Below are 19,193 nucleotides of genomic sequence, written 5' to 3'. Positions count from 1 at the left end.
GGGGAATGATGATGAGCTTTTTTGATTTTAATGAAGAAAAAAGTATAGGTGAAGTCAGAGGAGTTGATACAAATCAAATCGTAATAAATGTATCTTCCTCAAAGAAGTTGCTATTAGCGAAGGTTGGTCACCTAGTGGCTGTACAAGGACAGGATTCTAATGAATGGCTAATAGGAATGATTAATAGGGTATGGAGAGATGCAGTAGTTAGTAGCTTTATTGAAACGGAAGATATTGAAGAGATAACTCAAGAAGATTTTGAAAATAATTCGGTTAAAATTACATTAGTTGGTACATTTTTAGAAAAGTATGGTTTGAAAAAAAACTATTTCACTCGTGCTATTCTAAGTCTTCCAGATATTAATAGAGAAGTTTTTTCGTTAGATCAAAAAAACCTTGAGAAATTCATGAGCATTATTGCAAACTCAGGACTAAAACAATTACATAATCCGTTAGAAATTGGTCATTACGCCTTAGATAAAAAAGCTAAGGCATTTTTGGATGCAAATAAACTTTTTCAAAGACATGCTGCCTTGTTAGGGAGTACAGGTTCTGGAAAGTCATGGACTGTCGCTAGTTTATTAGAGCAAGCTCAAAGACTAGAGAAGGCTAATATACTTTTGTTTGATTTACATGGGGAATATAACGAGTTGCCAAACATGGAACAATATAGAGTGGCAGGTCCTGGAGATTTAATTAATGGTAGCGAAAATACATTATTCTTACCTTTTTGGTTATTAACTTTTGAAGAATTACAATCATTAATTATCGATCATTCAGAGCAAACTGCACCGAACCAACTTGCCGCTATTTTAGAGGCTTTAACTGAGTTGAAGAAGGAGTCCTTAATAAAGGATAACAAAAGTGATGTACTTGAGCGTTTTACTATTGATAGTCCAATACCATTTACAGTTGGGGAGTTGATTGAAAAGTTAGAAGAAAAAAATAATTATAAAATCGAGACAGGTACCGATACTAAAGGAAATCCAAAATATAAACAAGGTCCGTTATATGATAAACTTACACGTTTAATTATTAGACTTAAGTCTAAGGTAGAAGATAGACGTTATGGTTTTTTATTTCAGTATCCACAAGAATACTCTTCTTACGAATCATTACATCAGATAGCTGAAAGTTTACTAGGTCATGGAGCGATTGAAAATTATCGAAAATCAGGTATAAAAGTAATTGATTTCTCAGAAGTGCCTTCTGATGTGCTGCCGATTATTATTAGTTTAGTAGCTAGATTAATATATCAAATTCAATTTTGGGCGGATGCAGGAGAAAATAACGATTTACGCCATCCTGTTTTATTAATTTGTGATGAGGCACATCTCTATCTCCCAAGTTCTTCAGAGAGTATCAATGTGATTCAAAAAAAATCAGTGCAAACTTTTGAAAGAATTGCTAAAGAAGGTAGAAAATATGGAGTAGGTTTATTCATTGTCAGCCAAAGGCCGTCAGACGTTAGTACGACGATTTTAAGTCAATGTAATAACATAATTTCTTTGAGGCTAACGAATGATAAAGATAAATCCGTAGTTAAATCGCTGTTGCCAGATACTCTTGAAGGATTGCTTAGTGTATTATCGGGTTTAGAAATTGGTGAAGCTGTTGTTGTAGGAGATTCTACATTGCTTCCAACCAGAATTGTATTAAATAAACCAAACACTCCTCCAAAAAGTGCAACAATAGACTTTTGGGATAGATGGACTGAAGCTAAAGAGGGTTATAGCATTATTGATGCAGTGGAAAATTTGAGAAAACAAAGTAGAAATTAATTATCATAGTTAAGCTTATAAGGGCTTACAAACTGTGGTTATAGTTTGATAAGCCTTTATGTTATTAGAACACATCTTTGAAGAAAAAAATAATCTTTTTTCTTTCTGTTAAGCTTATCTTTTCGAATATACTCGATAGATAAGCTTTTATCTTTTCAGGAGGTAATGTATCTAGAGCAATTAGCAATGAACTAAGTAGATTTTTAATTTCTTTTTCAATTTTGTTAATATCATTAATATGTGTATTTTTGATATCTAAAGATTTAGTAATAGCATCTAATTGTTCTTTCTCTTTCTTCAAATTATCTATTGAAATAAGCCCAACCGTATAAGCCTCTACTTTCCTTTCATATCTCTTCTTAGCATTATGAATCTTCTGTCGATTAGAAGCCTGATTATGAGAAGTTATACTAACAGCTCTAATAGCCAACTCCTCCATTGGTAAATGATCCAATAAATCCTTTAAACCTTCCTTGAATAAAGTATGCATTTCCTCAACTCGATATTGCTTTCCATTACAGCTACCTTTATTTTTATAAGCTGAACAACGATAAGCTTTATATGGGTTTGTTCTGGAACCAGAAGTACTGACACTCATTCCCGAACCACATTTTGGACATTTTAATAATCCACTTAGCAGATGAGGACTTGATTGTGCACGAGAAGGGAGTGTTCTTTGTTCTATTTTCTTTTGAACTGTATTCCACATTGATGAATCAATAATAGCTTCATGTGTATTTTCTTGAATAATCCAATCCTCCATATCCTTTTCAGGACGTTTTTTATTGTTGCCTTCTCTTCTATTCCATATGGTTGTCCCTTTATAAGCTGGATTCATTAATATCAATTTTATTGTTCTATTCCACCATTCCTTGCCTGTTGATGAAGGAATGCCTTCTTCATTTAATATCTTCGCAATGGCTAAAAAGCCTTTATTTTCTTCTAAATACATTGTATATATGCGTTTCACAACTTTAGATGTTATTGGGTTAATATGAAGCTGTTTATCCTTTAAGTCATACCCATAGGGAGCAGAAGTTAACCATTGTCCTTTATTAGCTGCATGAAACATATTGTCTATAACACGTTCACGGATTCGTTCTCGCTCAAACTCAGATACTGCTCCTAATACTTGAAGTGTAAGACGTCCTGAGGGAGTATTAGTATCAAAGCTTTCACTTATTGAGATGAAGGACACATTATGTTCTTTGAAAATTTTGATTAGTTCTAGTAAGTTGTAGAGATTTCTACTCAAGCGATCTAGCTTTGTAACAATGACTTTAGATATGTTATTTTTTTTGATTTCCTCTAGTAATTCTGATAAATGAGGGCGTTCAATATCCTTAGCTGAATATCCATCATCAATAAAATATTGAATGTGGTGTTTCCAATCCATTGCTTCACAATAGGCCCTCATACGATGTTGTTGTTCATCGAGTGAGAGGCCTTCCCGTGCTTGTTCATCCGTAGAAACACGACAATAAATGGCTATATCTCGGTAATCAAAATCATTTGATGATCCAAGCATTTTGTTACCTCCGTCCCATTCCTACTTTAAATGTATGAATGACTGAATCTGAATATGAATTTCAAGGGTTGTCCCAATCTCTTTTGCTCATACAGTGTAAAAAGGGGGATTGTCCATGAATAGTGATCAAGGCTTATTTAAGTTTTCTTATAAAGGTAACGAAGTGCAATCAATTAAAGATTTACCTGTACAAGATTATGAAGAATTACTCGAATCTTTAATTCGATGGAAAAGAAAAGTGTCCCAAGTAGAAATGCTAATTTAAATATGTACAGTATTGCTCGAATAAATATGTACAAATTTGATATGAATCTACATACTAATCTTGGGGGGATTAGTATGTACATAACAATGAATATTGATATCGATTTTGAGATTAAAAGTCTTTCAGACTTACCGAAATTCAAACAGATTATGGAGCATATGAAAATGAAAATCAATAAAAGTAAGCTAGCAAAGGAATTGGGTGTGGATCGGCGGACAATTGATAAATATCTAAATGGCTTTATCCCAAAAAGAAAAAGGGAAAAGCCCTCAAAGATTGATCCTTATTATGAAATAATAGCCGCATTGTTATCAGAAGATTCAAAACAGGTATTTTATTACCGTCGTATGCTTTGGCAGTACCTAAAAGACAATCATGGATTGGAATGTGGAGCTTCAACCTTCCGTGCGTATATAGCTCGTACACCTGAATTTAATGCCTACTTTGAAGAGGATAAACGTATTTCTTCACCCAAAGGGACAGTCCGATTTGAAACGCCACCAGGTAAGCAGGCCCAATTAGATTGGAAGGAAAACATTTTATTCGAAACCAAAGAGGGAGAAAAGATAGAAGTCAATGTGGCGGCTTTCATTTTATCAAATTCCAGATTCCGAACATTTCAATTAAGTCTTTCTAAGTCACAGAGTACCTTACTTTCTTTTTTAACAGATACTTTTGAAGCAATTGGCGGAGTTCCAGCTGAAATCCTTACGGATAATATGAAAACGGTAATGGATGAAGCGAGGACTGATTATCAACCTGGGAAAGTGAATGCGAAATTTGATCAGTTTGCGAGGGACTTTGATTTTAAAGTCAAACCATGTATTGCAGGACGACCGAGAACCAAGGGGAAAATTGAATCCACAATGAAACTCCTTGATGAAATTCATGCGTACCAAGGTCAACTGACAATGGAGGAACTTCATCTATTCATACAGGATTTAGGGAATAGAATGAATCACCAGATCCATCAAGGAACGGGGAAAATACCGATTATGGAATTCAAAAAAGAAAGGAACCACTTACTCCAGCTACCAACTGACAAAGTAAGAGATTCCTATCGCATCAAACATACACATGTAAAAGTCAATGCATCAAACATGATTTCCTACAAATCGAATCAATACTCTGTACCACCAGAATATCAAGGAAAAAAAGTAGGCTTACAGGTGTATGATGACTACTTGTGGATTTATTATAACATGAAACTGATCGCCCAACATCCAATTAGTAACGCTAAACTTAATTATCAAGAGGAACATTATAAGGCAAGCTTACTTGTTTCCACCCCTCATTATCCTGAAATCGACGATTTAGCAAAACGGAATTTAGCAACGATTGGAGAAGTGTATAAATAATGAATCCAACTACAAACTATCAACAATTATTATGGAATCTTGACTATCTAAAGTTAAAGCAAATGAGCTTACATTTAAATGAAATCGTAGACTTCAGCGTAAAGCATCAGATGTCATTTATCGACACATTAATCAAGTTGACTGCGTATGAAATAGACATACGGGAGAAAAACATGACGCAATCGATGGTGAAGGTCGCAGCTTTCCCTCATTTTAAGGAGGTGAAAGATTTCGATTTTACCTTTCAAACATCGATTAACCAACAGCAGATTCTAGACTTCCTTACATTGCGTTTTATCGAGGAGAATGAAAATATTGTGTTTTTAGGACCAAGTGGTGTCGGTAAAACCCATTTGGCCACAGCAATAGGGATTGCGGCAGCAAAGAAACGGACGAGTACCTATTTTATTAAGTGCCATGACTTGATTCAAAATTTGAGGAAAGCTCGATTAGAAAATCGGTTAGAGAGCCGTTTGAAGCATTACAGCAAATACAGACTGTTAATCATCGATGAAATCGGTTATTTACCGATTGATCACGAAGACGCTAAGTTGTTTTTCCAGCTGATTGATCGAAGATATGAAAAAAGAAGTACCATCTTAACAACCAATGTGAATTTCAAAGCGTGGGATGAAATATTTCAGGAACCTAAACTGGCCAATGCCATATTAGACCGCATTTTACATCATGCGACAGTTGTGCCTATGATAGGTGATTCATACCGATTAAAGGATCATTTAGCAAAAGAGAACGAGTAATTCTGTACATCCTTATCCAAGCGAAAGTGTACATATTTATGTTGACATTTACACCCAAGAAGTGATTATGCATTACTTGAAAACAGCTACTCCTGGAATAGAGGTTGAGTGTAAATGGGAACCTTCTGTAACTGTTGTTAAAAATGAAGAATAAAATTCATTTTTATAAATGATATGTTCACCAAAATGAATAATATTTATTCAGTTGGTAATAATAGGATTATGAAATGGTGAATGGAGGATTACAACATGGGAAGGAAACGAAAAGACACTGATGATCAATTAAGAATAAGTAATTTAGAAATTAGTTATCAGCCAGGTTTTGAAAAAGACTGGTCAAAAGTTGTTGCGGATATTCTTTTTTATCAAATTAAAGAACAGATTGAAAAAGGAGGAACATGGAATTCGTGAAGAAGAATGTTATTTATATGCGTCAATCATTGGATAAAGGTAAACAACCTCATTCAATAAATACTCAAAAGGTTACCTGTTTGGAATATGCTCAACAGAATGGATGGGTTATTGATGATATTTATAACGAAGGGAATCGTTCTGCTAGGAAAACAACATTACAGGAACGTCCTGAATTACAACGGTTATTGCAGGATATTAAATTAGGGCGTATTGGTCGAATCCTGGTTTTTAAGCGTGATCGGTTAGCTAGAAATGTAGAACAATATCTTACAATTCTTCGTGAGATTAAAGAATATAAAGTAGAAATTCATTTTACTGCTGAAAATGAAGCACCTCTTTTTGAGGGAGTAGCAGGTGAGTTCATCGAATCCATTTTAGCTGGAGTTTCTCATTATGAAGCAGAGAACATTGTAAGAAGAATCCAAAACTCAATGATACCTCTTGCTAAACAGGGGAAATGGGTAGCAGGTACGCCTCCATTTGGTTATATACGATTTAAACCTGAAGACAAATCAGATACTAAAAATCTTGAAATTGATTCTAAGAAACAAAGAATCATTTTGTTATTGTTCAATGATTTTTTGGCATTGAGTCCAGATTGGATATTGAATCATAGCCCAGCTGCAATATGTAATGAATTGAGAAGGGACTCGGAGTTGCAGGATTTGCAAAATGTGGTGATTTGGAAAATTTTAAAGCAACCTCTTTATAAGGGGAAGATGGTTCAGTTTTTGAATGGTAAACCCATAGAGGCGGAATACGATTGCTCATATTTATCTATGTTTGAGCAGGATGATATTTGGAAATGGAATCGAGTAAATGAGATTTTGAAAGGAATTCCTAACCTTCCATTATCCTCCCAAGAGAAGATGGACATGGGAATTGAAGACTTAGATGATGAATCCACAGATGTGGTTTTTCCCCTCTTTAGAAATAAAATTTATTGTGGTTATTGTAACAGCCTATTAGAAACGAAAGAAAAGATGTATCGATGTCCCCAGAAAGAGTGTAAAAATAGCCCTAGAATGAAAACAGTTCATGATGTAGTATTCACAAAACTATTGAAACATCTATATAAAAAGGCTAATGAAGACTGGAATAAGGTAAAGGAACAGCTCGAAATTAAAACACTTACCCCTATTGCGAAGCATATTAAGAATGTTGAAAAAGCATTAATAGCAAAAAAAGAAGTAATGAAAGAACAATTACAATTACGTATCATCAACAAAACGGATGAGAGTAGAATACGTTTATCGTACTTAATGGGAAACTATAAAACTCTTTTGCAGACATTGGATGATATGCAAAGGAAGTATTTTTATTTGCAAGAGTTTATTAATGAGCTGTCAAAAGATGAAGTACTATCTTTTTTATTAGAAGGAGACTTAAGTATTTTTCAAAAAGAAAACTTATTGTCTTTAGTAAAAAGTGTTCATTATAAAAAAAAAGATGTACAGATAAGAATTTATACGATGAAGGAAGGAGTACTGAATGAGTGAAAAGAAGCGGAGAACAGTAGAAGAAGTCATTAAGAATGCTAATAATATTGCATTTTATGGAAGAGTATCGACAAAAGAACAAAACACAGAGAGTCAACAAGTTGGAGCGGTTGAAGCGTTATTAAACAAGTATAACAAAGAAGTAATGAAAGAGATGTACACAGAAGAAACGTCAGCTTATTCAAAGCCGTATAAAAAACGTCAAAAATTAATGGAATTATTAACGTCTGTGGAAAGTAAGGAAATCGACGCAATCATTGTATCTGACAGAGACCGTTTATCCCGCCAAACGGAAGAACATTTTGAATTAAGGTCATTATTCGATCAGTTGGGTATCCCTGTTATTATTGCTTCGCAAAATGAGTTATATGATAAAGAGGACATCATTCGTAATATAGTGGAAGATGCTTTAACAAAGATGGAATCTGACAACATATCTACACGTACTAAGGCAACCTTAAATAGTCTGGTTGCTCAAGAGCTTTATATAGGAGGTCATCCCCCTTATGGATATGATTTACTATCAAGGAGATTATCAGAAGGTAGAAAAGAAAAAGTAATTGCTTTTAAAGCAAAAGATGGAGAATTTGAAAACATTCGAGATATCTTTTATTTGTACAGAAAAGGTGAAACTACTACTTCGATAGCTAATCATTTAAAGAAAAAAGATACTGAAGGTAAATGGACATCTACAAAAGTCAGAAGTATTATTTTAAACCCTATATATACTGGATATCTCTTTTATAATCGATATATTTATGAAGGGAAAAAACGTTCTTTTCGTCCAGTAAATGAATGGATTTCCTATCCTTTTCCGTTAGATATAGACCCGATTATTTCGATAGAGGAATGGTGGTATTGTTGGCAAAAGCATCAGCAATTAAAAGATAAACCACCTAGACATATGAATACGTCTTTTTACTTTAATGGTTTGATTACCTGTTACTGTGATAATACCACTTTTTTAATAGGTAAAGATCAGCGTACAAATGTTAATAAAAGTAAAGGTAAATGTTATGGTTACTGTTATTATATTTGCCCAAATTGTAGAGAGAAAATATTGGCTGACGAACTTCATTTTCAGTTTTTTGAGCTTTTATATGGATTGAAGCACCCAGATGATTTAATCATGCAAGAAGTAACGGAGAAATTGGGTAAGGAAATGGCTCTAAAACAAGGAGAGCTCAAACGTTTAAAGATTAAGCAGGAGATGGAAGAGAATAACTTGTCATTATTGAAGGGGTTTGAGCAAGAAGTAAATTCAAGTGAATTATTTATTCAAGAGTCGGAGAACTTTGAAGCACTAGCTTACTATATCTCAAAGTCAGATAGCCTTAATAAGATTAAAGCTTATCGAACTGAGATAAAACGCTTATCTGATGACCTAAAAAAACTAAAAGAAGTTGAGGAAGATAATCAGATATTAAAAGACATGTTAAAGAGCTTTTTTCTCTCACATAATTGGGCAAGGTTAACTCATCCAGTTCTACGTAGCCTGGTACTTTTCACTGTTAAAGAGTGCTCGTTAGCAGCAACAAGAACCATCTCGTTAAAAGTTCATGGATTACCACCTAATTATTTACATGTGAAAAGTTATGTAAAGTAAAGGCAGATCTTTTAAGGTCTGCTTTTTTATTTGTGGTTTTCTATTTCTCTCTTAGGCTAGTGTATTTATATCGAATGAATTTTCTTTGAGTAGGTTAATAAAATGATTGTTTTCTTTGTTTGTTTTCTTAATTTAATTTTTCTTTTTATTGTTTTATCGGTATTTAGAAGAGGGTTGTCCCAATTCTCGGTAAAAGAGAATCAAGGGATCCCTTGATTTTCTTTTACCGAGGTGCATATAGTAGGGATGTACAAGCAGTAAGGGTTTATACGTTTTTCGACAATTTTATATAGGTGTTTACAAATCATGATAAATTAATTCTCGGTTCTTGTTTTTTTGACAACAAAATTACTCGGTTCTTTATTACTTTAACAATAAAGGAGTAACATTATCGGGAGAAAAATAGTTTAGTAATAAAGAAAACGTATTATTACTGCTGTAAAGATACTAGAATCAGTGGCTTTTATATTACCTTAGTAATAATACTTGCATAAAGATAATCATGTAAAAATATATAGATAATATGAAGAGAAGAATATTACTCATGTAATGATACTAGTGTAAAGGTAAAAGAGCTTGTCCCATTTTAGGGATAAAAATAAAGGAGTAATAAAGAAAACGTATTATTACTGTTGTAAAGATATCAGAATCAGTGGCTTTTATATTATCTTAGTAATATTGCTTGCATAAAGATAAACAAGTAAAAATATATAGATAATATGAAGAGAAGAATATTACTCATGTAATGATACTATTGAAAAGATAAAGGAGCTTGTCTCATTTTAGGGATAAAAATAAAGGAGTAATAAAGAAAATGTATTATTACTGCTGTAAAGATACCAGAATCAGTGGCTTCTATATTATCTAAGTAATAATGCACGCATAAGGATAATCAAGTAAAAATATATAACTAATTTATGATAAGCAATATTAATCTTATAAAGATATTTTGGTAAGAAGAAAGAGCTTGTTTTTATAGCAGCTTGTACAATCTAATAATACAAAGGCTGGTGGCTTTAATGGATAGAATCTTGAATGCTCACGAGGCATTAAAAATCTTGAGAAAACATTATATAACAGAAGAAATCCAGATGGTATCACGGTTTATTCGTAATGGAAGGTTGATCGGAGAAAGAGATACAAGAAAAGATGGTTGGCGGATTAAAGAAGTCGATTTATATGATTTTATAGATAATGAGAAGCCAGGGATAGTTGAGGTTATGCATGTATATGATCAATATCTAAATAATTTATCCGTTAATAGTAGTGCTGAAGAATATTTAAAGTTTAAATCTGAATTACATCAAGGAAAAGTCACCGAACTTCTCAAAAACTTATTGCCATCATTGAAGATTGTTAGTGAGAAGGAAAATGTTCAAACTGTGACTACTGATAATTCATCTGTTGATGACTTAAAAGAGGCTATATGTGATATTAAAGATTTTATTAAAAGCATCTCTCAAAAAGGACTACCACTGGATGCTACTGCTGTTGATAAAATAGCGGTTGCCCTATCGTCACAGTTTCCATTGAAAAGAGGAAATGTAGAAGGTGAGGATGGTAGGAAAAGGAATGATAAAAGAAAAAATAATGGTAAGTATGATCAAATGAGTATTCTTGAATTCGAGGAAATGCTTAAGAGTTTGGAAATTGAAGCGTTAAATGAAATGGACAATCCTATGAATATTAGAGAAAAAATTTATCATGTTTATTTTGAAGAAAATGGGAAATTAAAATCAAATATTTATCATAAAGAATCAAATAAGTTTAATTGTCCAGAAACGAAAGAGAAAAATCAACAATTCAAATATTTATTGAAAAGAACCGTCCCACAACTTATTACAACGTTTAAATCTTCCTTTAGTAAGACTTCAAATCCCAGCACACAACCAATTATTTCTACTCAAACTTCAGATGTGAAACCAACAGATACAGGTGATGCTTCCATAGTAAATATAGAAGGGAATTCTCAAACAAATCAATCTTCTAGAGAGCCACAACAATCTATGGAAGAAAAAGAAAGTATCAAGGAAGGAATTGATGGCATTTCTGTGTTAAGTCAAGAGGGAGAGCAACCTCAAATGGATCAATCTTCTAAGGATACACAGCAACCCTCTGGAAAAGAAACATTGCCAACGGACGTTCGATTTGAAATGGGCGAGGAATTAGTTGAAGACTAATCGGAATACACACTGTAAACTGTCAATTAACATTTCTTATTAAACTTTGACATATAACCAAATATATTGTCTTCCTCGATACATGTATATAGGACCACTCCATCTCTTTGATATTTTATTAGTATTGAAATACTCGTGATAGTAATCAGCCATTAGTTGTATAGGATTTTGATGTGTGATTATTTTCCAATAATCAGAAGTGGTGATAGGAAAAGCATTTCGATAACGAATCTTGCCAGCAGTTTCCGCATAATAAAGTTCAAAAGGCTTGTCCCACTCTTTATTGCAGATTGATCCTTGGAAAAAGAGTAATCCTTCTTGTTTATATCGAAGCAGCTTTGCTTTGATGGATAAAGGAGAATCAGTATCCAGTTTTTTTAATAAATCGTTTAGTGATAAGCGTTTCATAATGTCCCTCCATGTTAGTTTGTAGGAACAGTGTAGACAAAAATAAAACCATTTATTCATTTTAATAAATAACGTTTCACTAAAATGAATAAATGGTACAAACTTACATATACTAGTTGTACAATATTATTTTTTCTGGTTTTTATACCACTCTATACTGTGCTCTAGGTTTTGAATTAAGAACTCTGTATAGAGTGGATCTTCTTTTTCTAATTCAGCAATCTGTTGTTCAATTCTTTGTAATCTAACTGAATAGGAGGAAGACGTTTCAAGTGGTAAAACCTGTAATTCATCCTGGATTTTTTCTAAAACATTGAACTTTATGGTTTCTGATTTTCCTGTCTCTAAATTACTTAAATAGCCTGATGAAACTTGAAGCTCTTTGGCAAATTCATTTAACCCAATTCCTCTACGTTTTCGTAGATCGCGTATTTGTTGTCCGAAGTGTTGCAGCATCTATATTCCCTCCACTAGTAAAATTAGTATCTTAAGAATATATGTGAATCGTGCTTGTCAGATATCTTATTAATTCGTAATGATGGGGTTGTTCTCCTGTTAAATGTTTAAATATTCCTTTATCTAAAAGAACACTTATCTCCTTTACTAATAGAACGTCATTTTTTGTAACCTGTCTCATAAGATGTGATAAGAGCGTAAAAAAGGAGGAGAAAGCCATGAAAATAGATGACCAGAAAGCTCTTGAAAGATCAATTGATGAAATAACGGAAATTGCTCGTGGATTTGGTTTAGATTTTTATCCAATGCGATACGAAATTTGCCCAAGTGAGATTATCTATACCATTGGGGCATATGGAATGCCAACACGTTATTCTCATTGGAGTTTCGGAAAGCAATTCCATAAAATGAAGCTTCAATATGATTTTGGGCTCAGTAAGATTTACGAGTTAGTCATTAATTCAAACCCATGTTATGCCTTCTTATTAGATTCGAATTCATTGATACAAAACAAATTGATTGTAGCCCATGTATTAGCCCATTGTGATTTTTTTAAAAATAATATTCGTTTTCAGAACACCAAGCGTGACATGGTCGAAAGTATGGCTGCAACGGCTGATCGAATTCATCAGTATGAAATAGAACATGGTAAAAAAGAAGTAGAGATTTTTCTTGATGCTGTGTTATCAATCGAAGAACATATTGATCCAGCCCTACTTCATCCAGCTACAACTCTTGAAATGGAAGAAGAGGAAGAAGAAATCAAACCTATCGCTTCTCCTTATGATGATTTATGGGGACTTGAGAAGCTAGAAGAAAAGAAAGCACCAGAAAAGAAAAAATATAAAAAGTTCCCTCCCCAACCTCAAAAAGATATTCTCTTGTTCATTCAACAATACAGTCGTGAACTCGAAGACTGGCAGCGAGATATCTTAACCATGATTCGCGAGGAAATGCTCTATTTCTGGCCCCAGCTAGAAACGAAAATAATGAATGAGGGATGGGCGAGTTATTGGCACCAAAGGATTCTACGCGAAATGGACTTAACATCGGGTGAGTCTTTGGAGTTTGCGAAGTTGAATGCGGGTGTTGTGCAGCCATCACGAACTAGTATTAATCCTTACTACTTAGGCTTGAAAATCTTTGAAGATATTGAAGAGCGTTATAACGATCCTACGGAAGAAATGATTCGTAGAGGTGTAAAGTCAAACTCTGGTCGTCAACAAATGTTTGAAGTACGTGAAATTGAATCTGATATTTCCTTCTTACGTAATTATTTAACGAAGGACCTTGTGATGAGAGAGGATATGTATTTGTTCCAGAAGCAGGGGAAGGATTATAAAATCGTTGATAAAGAGTGGAAGGGTGTTCGTGATCAACTCGTTAATATGCGCGTGAATGGTGGATTTCCGTATATCACTGTTAATGATGGAGATTATTTACGTAATGGTGAGCTGTACTTGAAGCATTGGTATGAAGGCATTGAGTTAGATGTTAAATATTTGGAGAAGGTAATGCCATATATTTATCAGCTTTGGGGTCGTGGTGTTCATTTAGAGACGAAAGTTGAAGAGAAGCCGATTCTTTATACGTATGATAGTAAGGGCATTTACAAGAAGTATTTGTAGCAATTGTAATTCTCAAAATACGACTAGGAGATACGATAATGGAAAAAGAAGTCTTATTAGATATGGTGAAAATATACTGTAAAAAATGTTCCTCATATATATGAGCCTCGTCTAACAATAGAGGGAGAACTTTATTATAGACAAGGAAGTGTGGATTACAATTTAGCAGGTTTAGTTGAATATATGGAGAGAAAAAATATAGAAGTGTTGGACTACTTTGCCGAATTGATGAAGCTTATGAACAGTTCTTTTATGAAAAATTCACCAAACAAGAGTATTATAAAATGAACGCAGAAGCTTGTAATAAAATGCAAATTCAAGCAGGGATTTCTGAAAAATATAGAGTGAAACTATTTTAAAAGTGAATTTATGCAAATTGGTTTAATGAAAATGAACAAGTAGATTGAATTTATTTGTTCATTTTTGTTGTGTTAAAAGAAACCCGATGAAAGGGCTATTAACTGTTTAAATAGGAGGAAGGATATGTTTAATGTACTAGAACCAATCCTTATAACAAGTGGACTTACTAGTTTATTTGAACTTAAAGTTAAAGATGATAATACAACTCAATCTACACCATGGGTAGCTTACCGTGTTAAGACAAACTTATACAAGATAAGAGCATTTGAGCTATGGGGAAAAGATAGTAATGTTTTTTTTAGAGTATATCATTCTCCAAGTATTAATAAAAATCTTAAAAATATGTTAGTGTCTTTTCCAGAAGTTATTCAAAATAAGAATGCAACGATTGATTATAGGACAGATAATTATGTGATGTTGGCAAAGAGAATTGCTGATATTTTATTGTCTGATGAAATAATAAAAGAATGTAAGGCTAGCAGTAAACTTGCCAGAACTTCAAAGTTTGAGGGGCTAGAACTTCCAGATGTTGATACTGCACAGGAAGAAGTAATGGGACAAACATTTACTTGGAGAGAGATAATAGCAATTTGGGAAGATAATACAGAAGAAAATAAATTAAAAGAAATTTTAAGTGGAAATGGAGTTTACATCCAACGGTCAAAAGATGGAGAAAGTAGGTACATAGGAAGTGCATATGGATCAAATGGAATAATTGGAAGATGGATGGCTCATTTGAATTCTCTAGGAGATGCTCAGCATCTTAACTTATTTGTTTTAGAAAATGGGTATAACTCTATCCTTTTTTCCATCATTGAGTTTGTTGATGGATCACCTTCAGAAATTATACAAAAAGAATCAATGTGGAAAAAGACACTTGGTACAGTAAATTATGGTCCTTATAATAGTATACAGTTGAATAATAATTAAAATATGTTGTTAAAAACCTAATTATTTAACATAAAAAGTTAGAGTATATATTATACGAATTCTTTACGCAGATGATAATAAGGGAATCTATAAGAGGTATTTGCAAGAAAAATCCAGTGAGAAGCCACTGGATTTTTCTTGCAAATACCTCTATCTTGGAATATAAGTATAAAAGTCAATTTATCAAAGGATGAAAGAAAAATAGATTTACCAACGTGGAGAGTAAAATAATTTGGTTATAAAGTTAAACAATAATATATATTTTAACACGAGGAAATTTGATGAATGAGCATTTATAAAGAGTTAGTTAATTGAAAATTAAATGTATTTTAAATATAATTGATAAAAATACGAAAGCGGGGGAAAAGAGTGATTGATTTATCGAATATTACAAGAGGGACCAAAAAAAATCATATAACGCTTAGTGGAACAAGAAGAGAACAATTTAATCAGAAAGTAATTACTATTCAGTGTACAGTTAATGATATATTGAAATTTTTGGAAATAGATAGAAGAGTACAAAGGGATTTAGACGAAAATAAAGTTGCGAGTATAGGACAATATATACAGTATGGTTTAGATGGTAATGATATTTACTTTTCACCTTTGATTTTTTCGGCGAGAGATAAAGGGAAATTTGATGAAGTAAAATCAGAATTCACATTAAATATGGATGAAAGATTAGTAATATTAGATGGACAGCACAGAATTAAAGCCTTTGAGTACTTAAAAAAAAGAATGGAAGTCAGTGATGTAGATGATGAAGTATATGAAAAACTATTAAATTTCCCTATGACCATACAAGTTTATGCAAATTTAAGCATAGAACAAGAACAACAATTGTTTACGGATATTAATACTAAATCATCACAAGTTAATAATACGTTATTAATTATGTACAAGACAGATGACTTATATGGAGAGTTAGTACGAGAAGTAATAGAGATTTTACCTCAAGATTTAATCGAATGTAGAGCAAAAACTACAAGAACTAAATTGATGACAGCATCGACATTATATTCAGTAGCTAAAACAATAAATGAAGGTATTTACAGTCGGAAGGTTAAAGCAGACATAAACAAAGATAATTTTGAGTTATACAAAGAAAGAACTATGGAATATATCACTTTACTAAGAAAATATACTCCAATTGATGCAAATAATAGGGATAAGTATATTATTATGAGTTCCAATATCTTAGTAGCTATTGCAAAGTTTATTTATGAAGTAAAAAGAAAAAATCCGAATGTAGTAATGGATAATTTATTTAATAATGTAGTTTCAAAAGTTGATTGGAGTCATAAAAATGATGAATTTAAAAAGCTATCAGCAAAGTACAATAAGAAAACTAAAAAATATAATTTTGGATCCACGGGTAGAACTGTAAGGGATTTTGCAGAATTTTTAATTACTAAATACGATTCATAAAGGGGAGAATTAAATGGTTAATGTAGTTGCAAAAGGTGCTATTGATACTTTAATTAATAAAAAAGATAAAGGCATTATGTCCACTCAAATTAGTATAAGAGATATTTTGGAGATTTATTCTATTGATAAGGAAGTAAATAGAGACCTTGGATATCATCGACTACCTAAATTAGTTAAATACTTAGAGAATATTGATGGTAATATGGGGGTGTTTTTGCCTGCAATCGTTTTGTCATTTAGGGGTGACCCAACAACATGTTACGATTCAGAAACATCATCATTGTATATCTCGAAGAACAATAAGTTAGTCGTAATTGACGGGCAACATAGAATTAAAGGGATAGAACATTTTTTAAACAAGGGAAATATAGATAATGAACTTAAAGAAAGATTATTAAATAGTTATTTAACTGTTCAAATATATTTTGGATTATCTAATAGTGATGAAAGAAAATTGTTTACAGATATTAATACTAATGCTAAAAGAGTTTCAAGATCATTAGTTACAAGTTATGATACTAGAGATATATATAACTTATTAGTAAGAGAACTATATCATGGTTCAGATGCTTTACAAGCTGTAAAAGTAGAGTTTAATAAAAGCCGTATAGTAAGGCCTAACAATACTACATTTACCACTAGTGTTAGATTGAAAAAATTCATTAACTTAACTATTTTCGGAAAAGAATCACCTAGTCAAAAAAATGAGAAACAAATAAAAGAACAATATGATGAAATTTATGCATTTTTAAATAAACTTTTTAGTGTTTTATTTTTATCATTGCCTTCTAATCCTGGAGATGTTAAGAACTATGTACTAGGGCATGAACCAATACAAAATGCAATTGCGCTTTATTTGAACGAATCTATTATCATTGATAATGAAAGTAACATAAAATGGTTAGAAACTTGGGAAGATGAAGTCGAACAATTGAGTATGATAAATTGGTCAGTGAAAAATAGAGACTGGTTTCCATTTATGTATGTAGCTAGAAAAAATAGTCAATATGAATATCAATCTTTTATAGAAACAACTACTCTGAGTCTTAAAGATGTGATAATGAAAAGATTAGTGTAATTAATTATTCACTGTGTACGAGCATTAGATCCACTTTAATCGAGCTTAAAATGTTTAAAGTATATAAAATGAATAAGAAATTTCATTTTATATACAAGTTTTACAAAAGATCGCAAGGGGGGAACTTATCTAATGATAATTTTTAAATTTATATAATAGTTTAAAATAATTATTTTGGAAAAGTCCTCTGATAAGTGTCTATTTTTAATCTGTCAATATATATTGATAAATTACTAATAATTAAAAGAATGCCAACACTTCCATGTTGGCTTTTTTACGATGCAGAAAGAATAACCTTATTTTTTTTAGCTACGCTCATAAGGTCGTCGTGAAAGAAAAGGTGACTGTTTTCAATAAGTTGTTCATAAATTTCACTTTTATTATTGGCTAAATGAAATCTTGCCGTATAGAGTGGATATTCGTACACACTTAATGTTTTGAGCAAATTGTATTAATAGTTCCAATTCCTTGTATTCTGGATTTACGAATAAGTATAGGTAAAATGTTTTTCTTCATTTTCATATTCAAAGCATTCATAATGATGTTCTTTATCTTCCCATGCCATTTCAAATAGAACTACAAAGCTATCAATGATTTCTTGTTTAGTTAATACATAAAATTGAATCTTTTTAATTTCGGCTTGGTTATCTTTTAAAATCCTGATAACTGGTATTCTTAAACTTATTCGATTTCCATCAAAACGTACTGAAGGATTAACGTGTTCATCAAATAAATGGTAGCTCATAGTATTCGCTCATTTCCTGTTGCTTATCTTCATTGTGAGAAGGTTTGTTCTTTTTGTCGGAGTTAATGATTTGGACATTCTAGATTTTTAATATTTATATGGAAGATCCTTAGGAGAACGAGGGCTGGGCATCCTACTGGCATCAACGCATTCTTCGCGAGTTGGACCTGACCTCGGATGAATCAATCGAATTCGCCAAGCTCAACGCGGGAGTCGTGCAGCCGTCACGGACGACCATCAATCCCTATTACTTAGGCTTGAAAATCTTCGAGGATATCGAGGAGCGCTTTGACAATCCAACCGAGGAAATGAAAAGGAGAGGAGTGGAGCCGGGCTCAGGCCGCCAGCAGATGTTCGAGGTGCGCGAGGTGGAATCGGACATTTCATTCCTCCGCAATTATCTCACCAAGGACTTGGTGATGCGCGAGGATATGTATCTCTTCCAAAAGCAGGGTCGCGATTATAAAGTAGTTGATAAGGAATGGACCCACGTGCGCGATCAGCTTGTCGGGATGAGGGTGAACGGAGGCTTCCCGTATATCACCGTCAATGACGGCGACTATCTACGGAATGGCGAGCTGTACTTGAAGCATTGGTATGAGGGCATCGAGCTCGATGTGAAATATTTAGAGAAGGTGCTGCCTTATATTTATCAGCTATGGGGGCGCGGCGTCCATATGGAAACGATGGTGGAGGATAAGCCGTTATTGTATAGCTATGATAGTAAGGGAATTTATAAGAAGTATTTGTGATAGTGAAAGCCAACGAGCA

16 protein-coding genes and 1 pseudogene are annotated in these 19,193 nt (G+C 32.9%); 13 read left to right on the top strand and 4 right to left on the bottom strand.

Annotated features, from left to right (window positions below; genetic code table 11):
• Window positions 1-11 precede the first annotated feature (11 nt).
• Window positions 12-1,781: an ATP-binding protein gene (locus ABC357_RS16045; protein WP_412888471.1), complete on the top strand. Its 1,770-nt coding sequence runs from the start codon at window positions 12-14 to the stop codon at window positions 1,779-1,781.
• Between the two features lie 64 nt (window positions 1,782-1,845).
• Here ABC357_RS16045 and ABC357_RS16040 read toward each other — a convergent pair whose 3' ends face one another.
• Window positions 1,846-3,309, bottom strand: a complete 1,464-nt coding sequence (locus ABC357_RS16040) for a recombinase family protein (RefSeq protein ID WP_412888470.1) — start codon at window positions 3,307-3,309, stop codon at window positions 1,846-1,848.
• Window positions 3,310-3,424: 115 nt separating this feature from the next.
• On the opposite strand from ABC357_RS16040, the gene ABC357_RS16035 reads away from it, so the two are divergent.
• From ABC357_RS16035 to ABC357_RS16005, 7 genes are all read left to right on the top strand, one after another.
• Window positions 3,425-3,574, top strand: coding sequence for a hypothetical protein (locus ABC357_RS16035; RefSeq protein ID WP_412888469.1), 150 nt, complete (start codon window positions 3,425-3,427; stop codon window positions 3,572-3,574).
• A 74-nt stretch (window positions 3,575-3,648) separates the two neighbouring features.
• Window positions 3,649-4,932 (top strand): IS21 family transposase, encoded by a 1,284-nt coding sequence (gene istA, locus ABC357_RS16030; protein ID WP_412885845.1) that lies wholly within the window; start codon window positions 3,649-3,651, stop codon window positions 4,930-4,932.
• Window positions 4,932-5,690, top strand: coding sequence for an IS21-like element helper ATPase IstB (istB, locus tag ABC357_RS16025; RefSeq protein WP_412885551.1), 759 nt, complete (start codon window positions 4,932-4,934; stop codon window positions 5,688-5,690). The genes istA and istB overlap by 1 nt, the downstream gene beginning before the upstream one ends.
• Before the next feature lie 249 nt (window positions 5,691-5,939).
• Window positions 5,940-6,101: a hypothetical protein gene (locus ABC357_RS16020; protein WP_412888468.1), complete on the top strand. Its 162-nt coding sequence runs from the start codon at window positions 5,940-5,942 to the stop codon at window positions 6,099-6,101.
• The gene (locus tag ABC357_RS16015; RefSeq protein WP_412888467.1) at window positions 6,098-7,603 is read left to right on the top strand and encodes a recombinase family protein; all 1,506 of its coding nucleotides are present in this window, start codon (window positions 6,098-6,100) and stop codon (window positions 7,601-7,603) included. The genes ABC357_RS16020 and ABC357_RS16015 overlap by 4 nt, the downstream gene beginning before the upstream one ends.
• Window positions 7,596-9,209, top strand: coding sequence for a recombinase family protein (locus ABC357_RS16010; RefSeq protein ID WP_412888466.1), 1,614 nt, complete (start codon window positions 7,596-7,598; stop codon window positions 9,207-9,209). The genes ABC357_RS16015 and ABC357_RS16010 overlap by 8 nt, the downstream gene beginning before the upstream one ends.
• A 1,019-nt stretch (window positions 9,210-10,228) precedes the next feature.
• A complete protein-coding gene (locus ABC357_RS16005; protein ID WP_412888465.1) occupies window positions 10,229-11,389 on the top strand; it encodes a hypothetical protein in 1,161 nt (386 codons plus the stop codon).
• A gap of 39 nt (window positions 11,390-11,428) precedes the next feature.
• Here ABC357_RS16005 and ABC357_RS16000 read toward each other — a convergent pair whose 3' ends face one another.
• Together ABC357_RS16000 and ABC357_RS15995 are read right to left on the bottom strand one after the other, a co-directional pair.
• The gene (locus tag ABC357_RS16000; protein WP_412888464.1) at window positions 11,429-11,797 is read right to left on the bottom strand and encodes a hypothetical protein; all 369 of its coding nucleotides are present in this window, start codon (window positions 11,795-11,797) and stop codon (window positions 11,429-11,431) included.
• 126 nt (window positions 11,798-11,923) lie between these two features.
• Window positions 11,924-12,253 carry a helix-turn-helix domain-containing protein gene (locus ABC357_RS15995; RefSeq protein ID WP_412888463.1) on the bottom strand — a complete coding sequence of 110 codons (330 nt, stop codon included), beginning with the start codon at window positions 12,251-12,253 and terminating at the stop codon, window positions 11,924-11,926.
• Between the two features lie 218 nt (window positions 12,254-12,471).
• On the opposite strand from ABC357_RS15995, the gene ABC357_RS15990 reads away from it, so the two are divergent.
• The 4 genes from ABC357_RS15990 (at window position 12,472) to ABC357_RS15975 (ending at window position 17,677) form a co-directional block, all read left to right on the top strand.
• Complete coding sequence (locus tag ABC357_RS15990) at window positions 12,472-13,881, top strand: SpoVR family protein (RefSeq protein WP_412888462.1); 1,410 nt, start codon at window positions 12,472-12,474, stop codon at window positions 13,879-13,881.
• Between the two features lie 483 nt (window positions 13,882-14,364).
• A complete protein-coding gene (locus tag ABC357_RS15985; RefSeq protein WP_412888461.1) occupies window positions 14,365-15,171 on the top strand; it encodes a GIY-YIG nuclease family protein in 807 nt (268 codons plus the stop codon).
• A gap of 369 nt (window positions 15,172-15,540) precedes the next feature.
• Window positions 15,541-16,599, top strand: a complete 1,059-nt coding sequence (locus ABC357_RS15980) for a DNA sulfur modification protein DndB (protein WP_412888460.1) — start codon at window positions 15,541-15,543, stop codon at window positions 16,597-16,599.
• A 13-nt stretch (window positions 16,600-16,612) separates the two neighbouring features.
• Window positions 16,613-17,677 carry a DNA sulfur modification protein DndB gene (locus ABC357_RS15975; protein WP_412888459.1) on the top strand — a complete coding sequence of 355 codons (1,065 nt, stop codon included), beginning with the start codon at window positions 16,613-16,615 and terminating at the stop codon, window positions 17,675-17,677.
• A 481-nt stretch (window positions 17,678-18,158) separates the two neighbouring features.
• Here ABC357_RS15975 and ABC357_RS15970 read toward each other — a convergent pair whose 3' ends face one another.
• A complete protein-coding gene (locus ABC357_RS15970) occupies window positions 18,159-18,422 on the bottom strand; it encodes a hypothetical protein (protein WP_412888458.1) in 264 nt (87 codons plus the stop codon).
• A 116-nt stretch (window positions 18,423-18,538) separates the two neighbouring features.
• Here ABC357_RS15970 and ABC357_RS15965 point away from each other — a divergent pair.
• A pseudogene (locus ABC357_RS15965) lies at window positions 18,539-19,174 on the top strand (SpoVR family protein); the annotation flags it as partial.
• Between the last annotated feature and the right edge of the window lie 19 nt (window positions 19,175-19,193).

The organism is Bacillus kalamii, from assembly GCF_047238185.1.
Lineage (GTDB): Bacteria > Bacillota > Bacilli > Bacillales > DSM-1321 > Bacillus_AD.
Note: the sequence above shows the minus strand (reverse complement) of the source record. Positions and strands in the feature narration are given on the sequence as shown.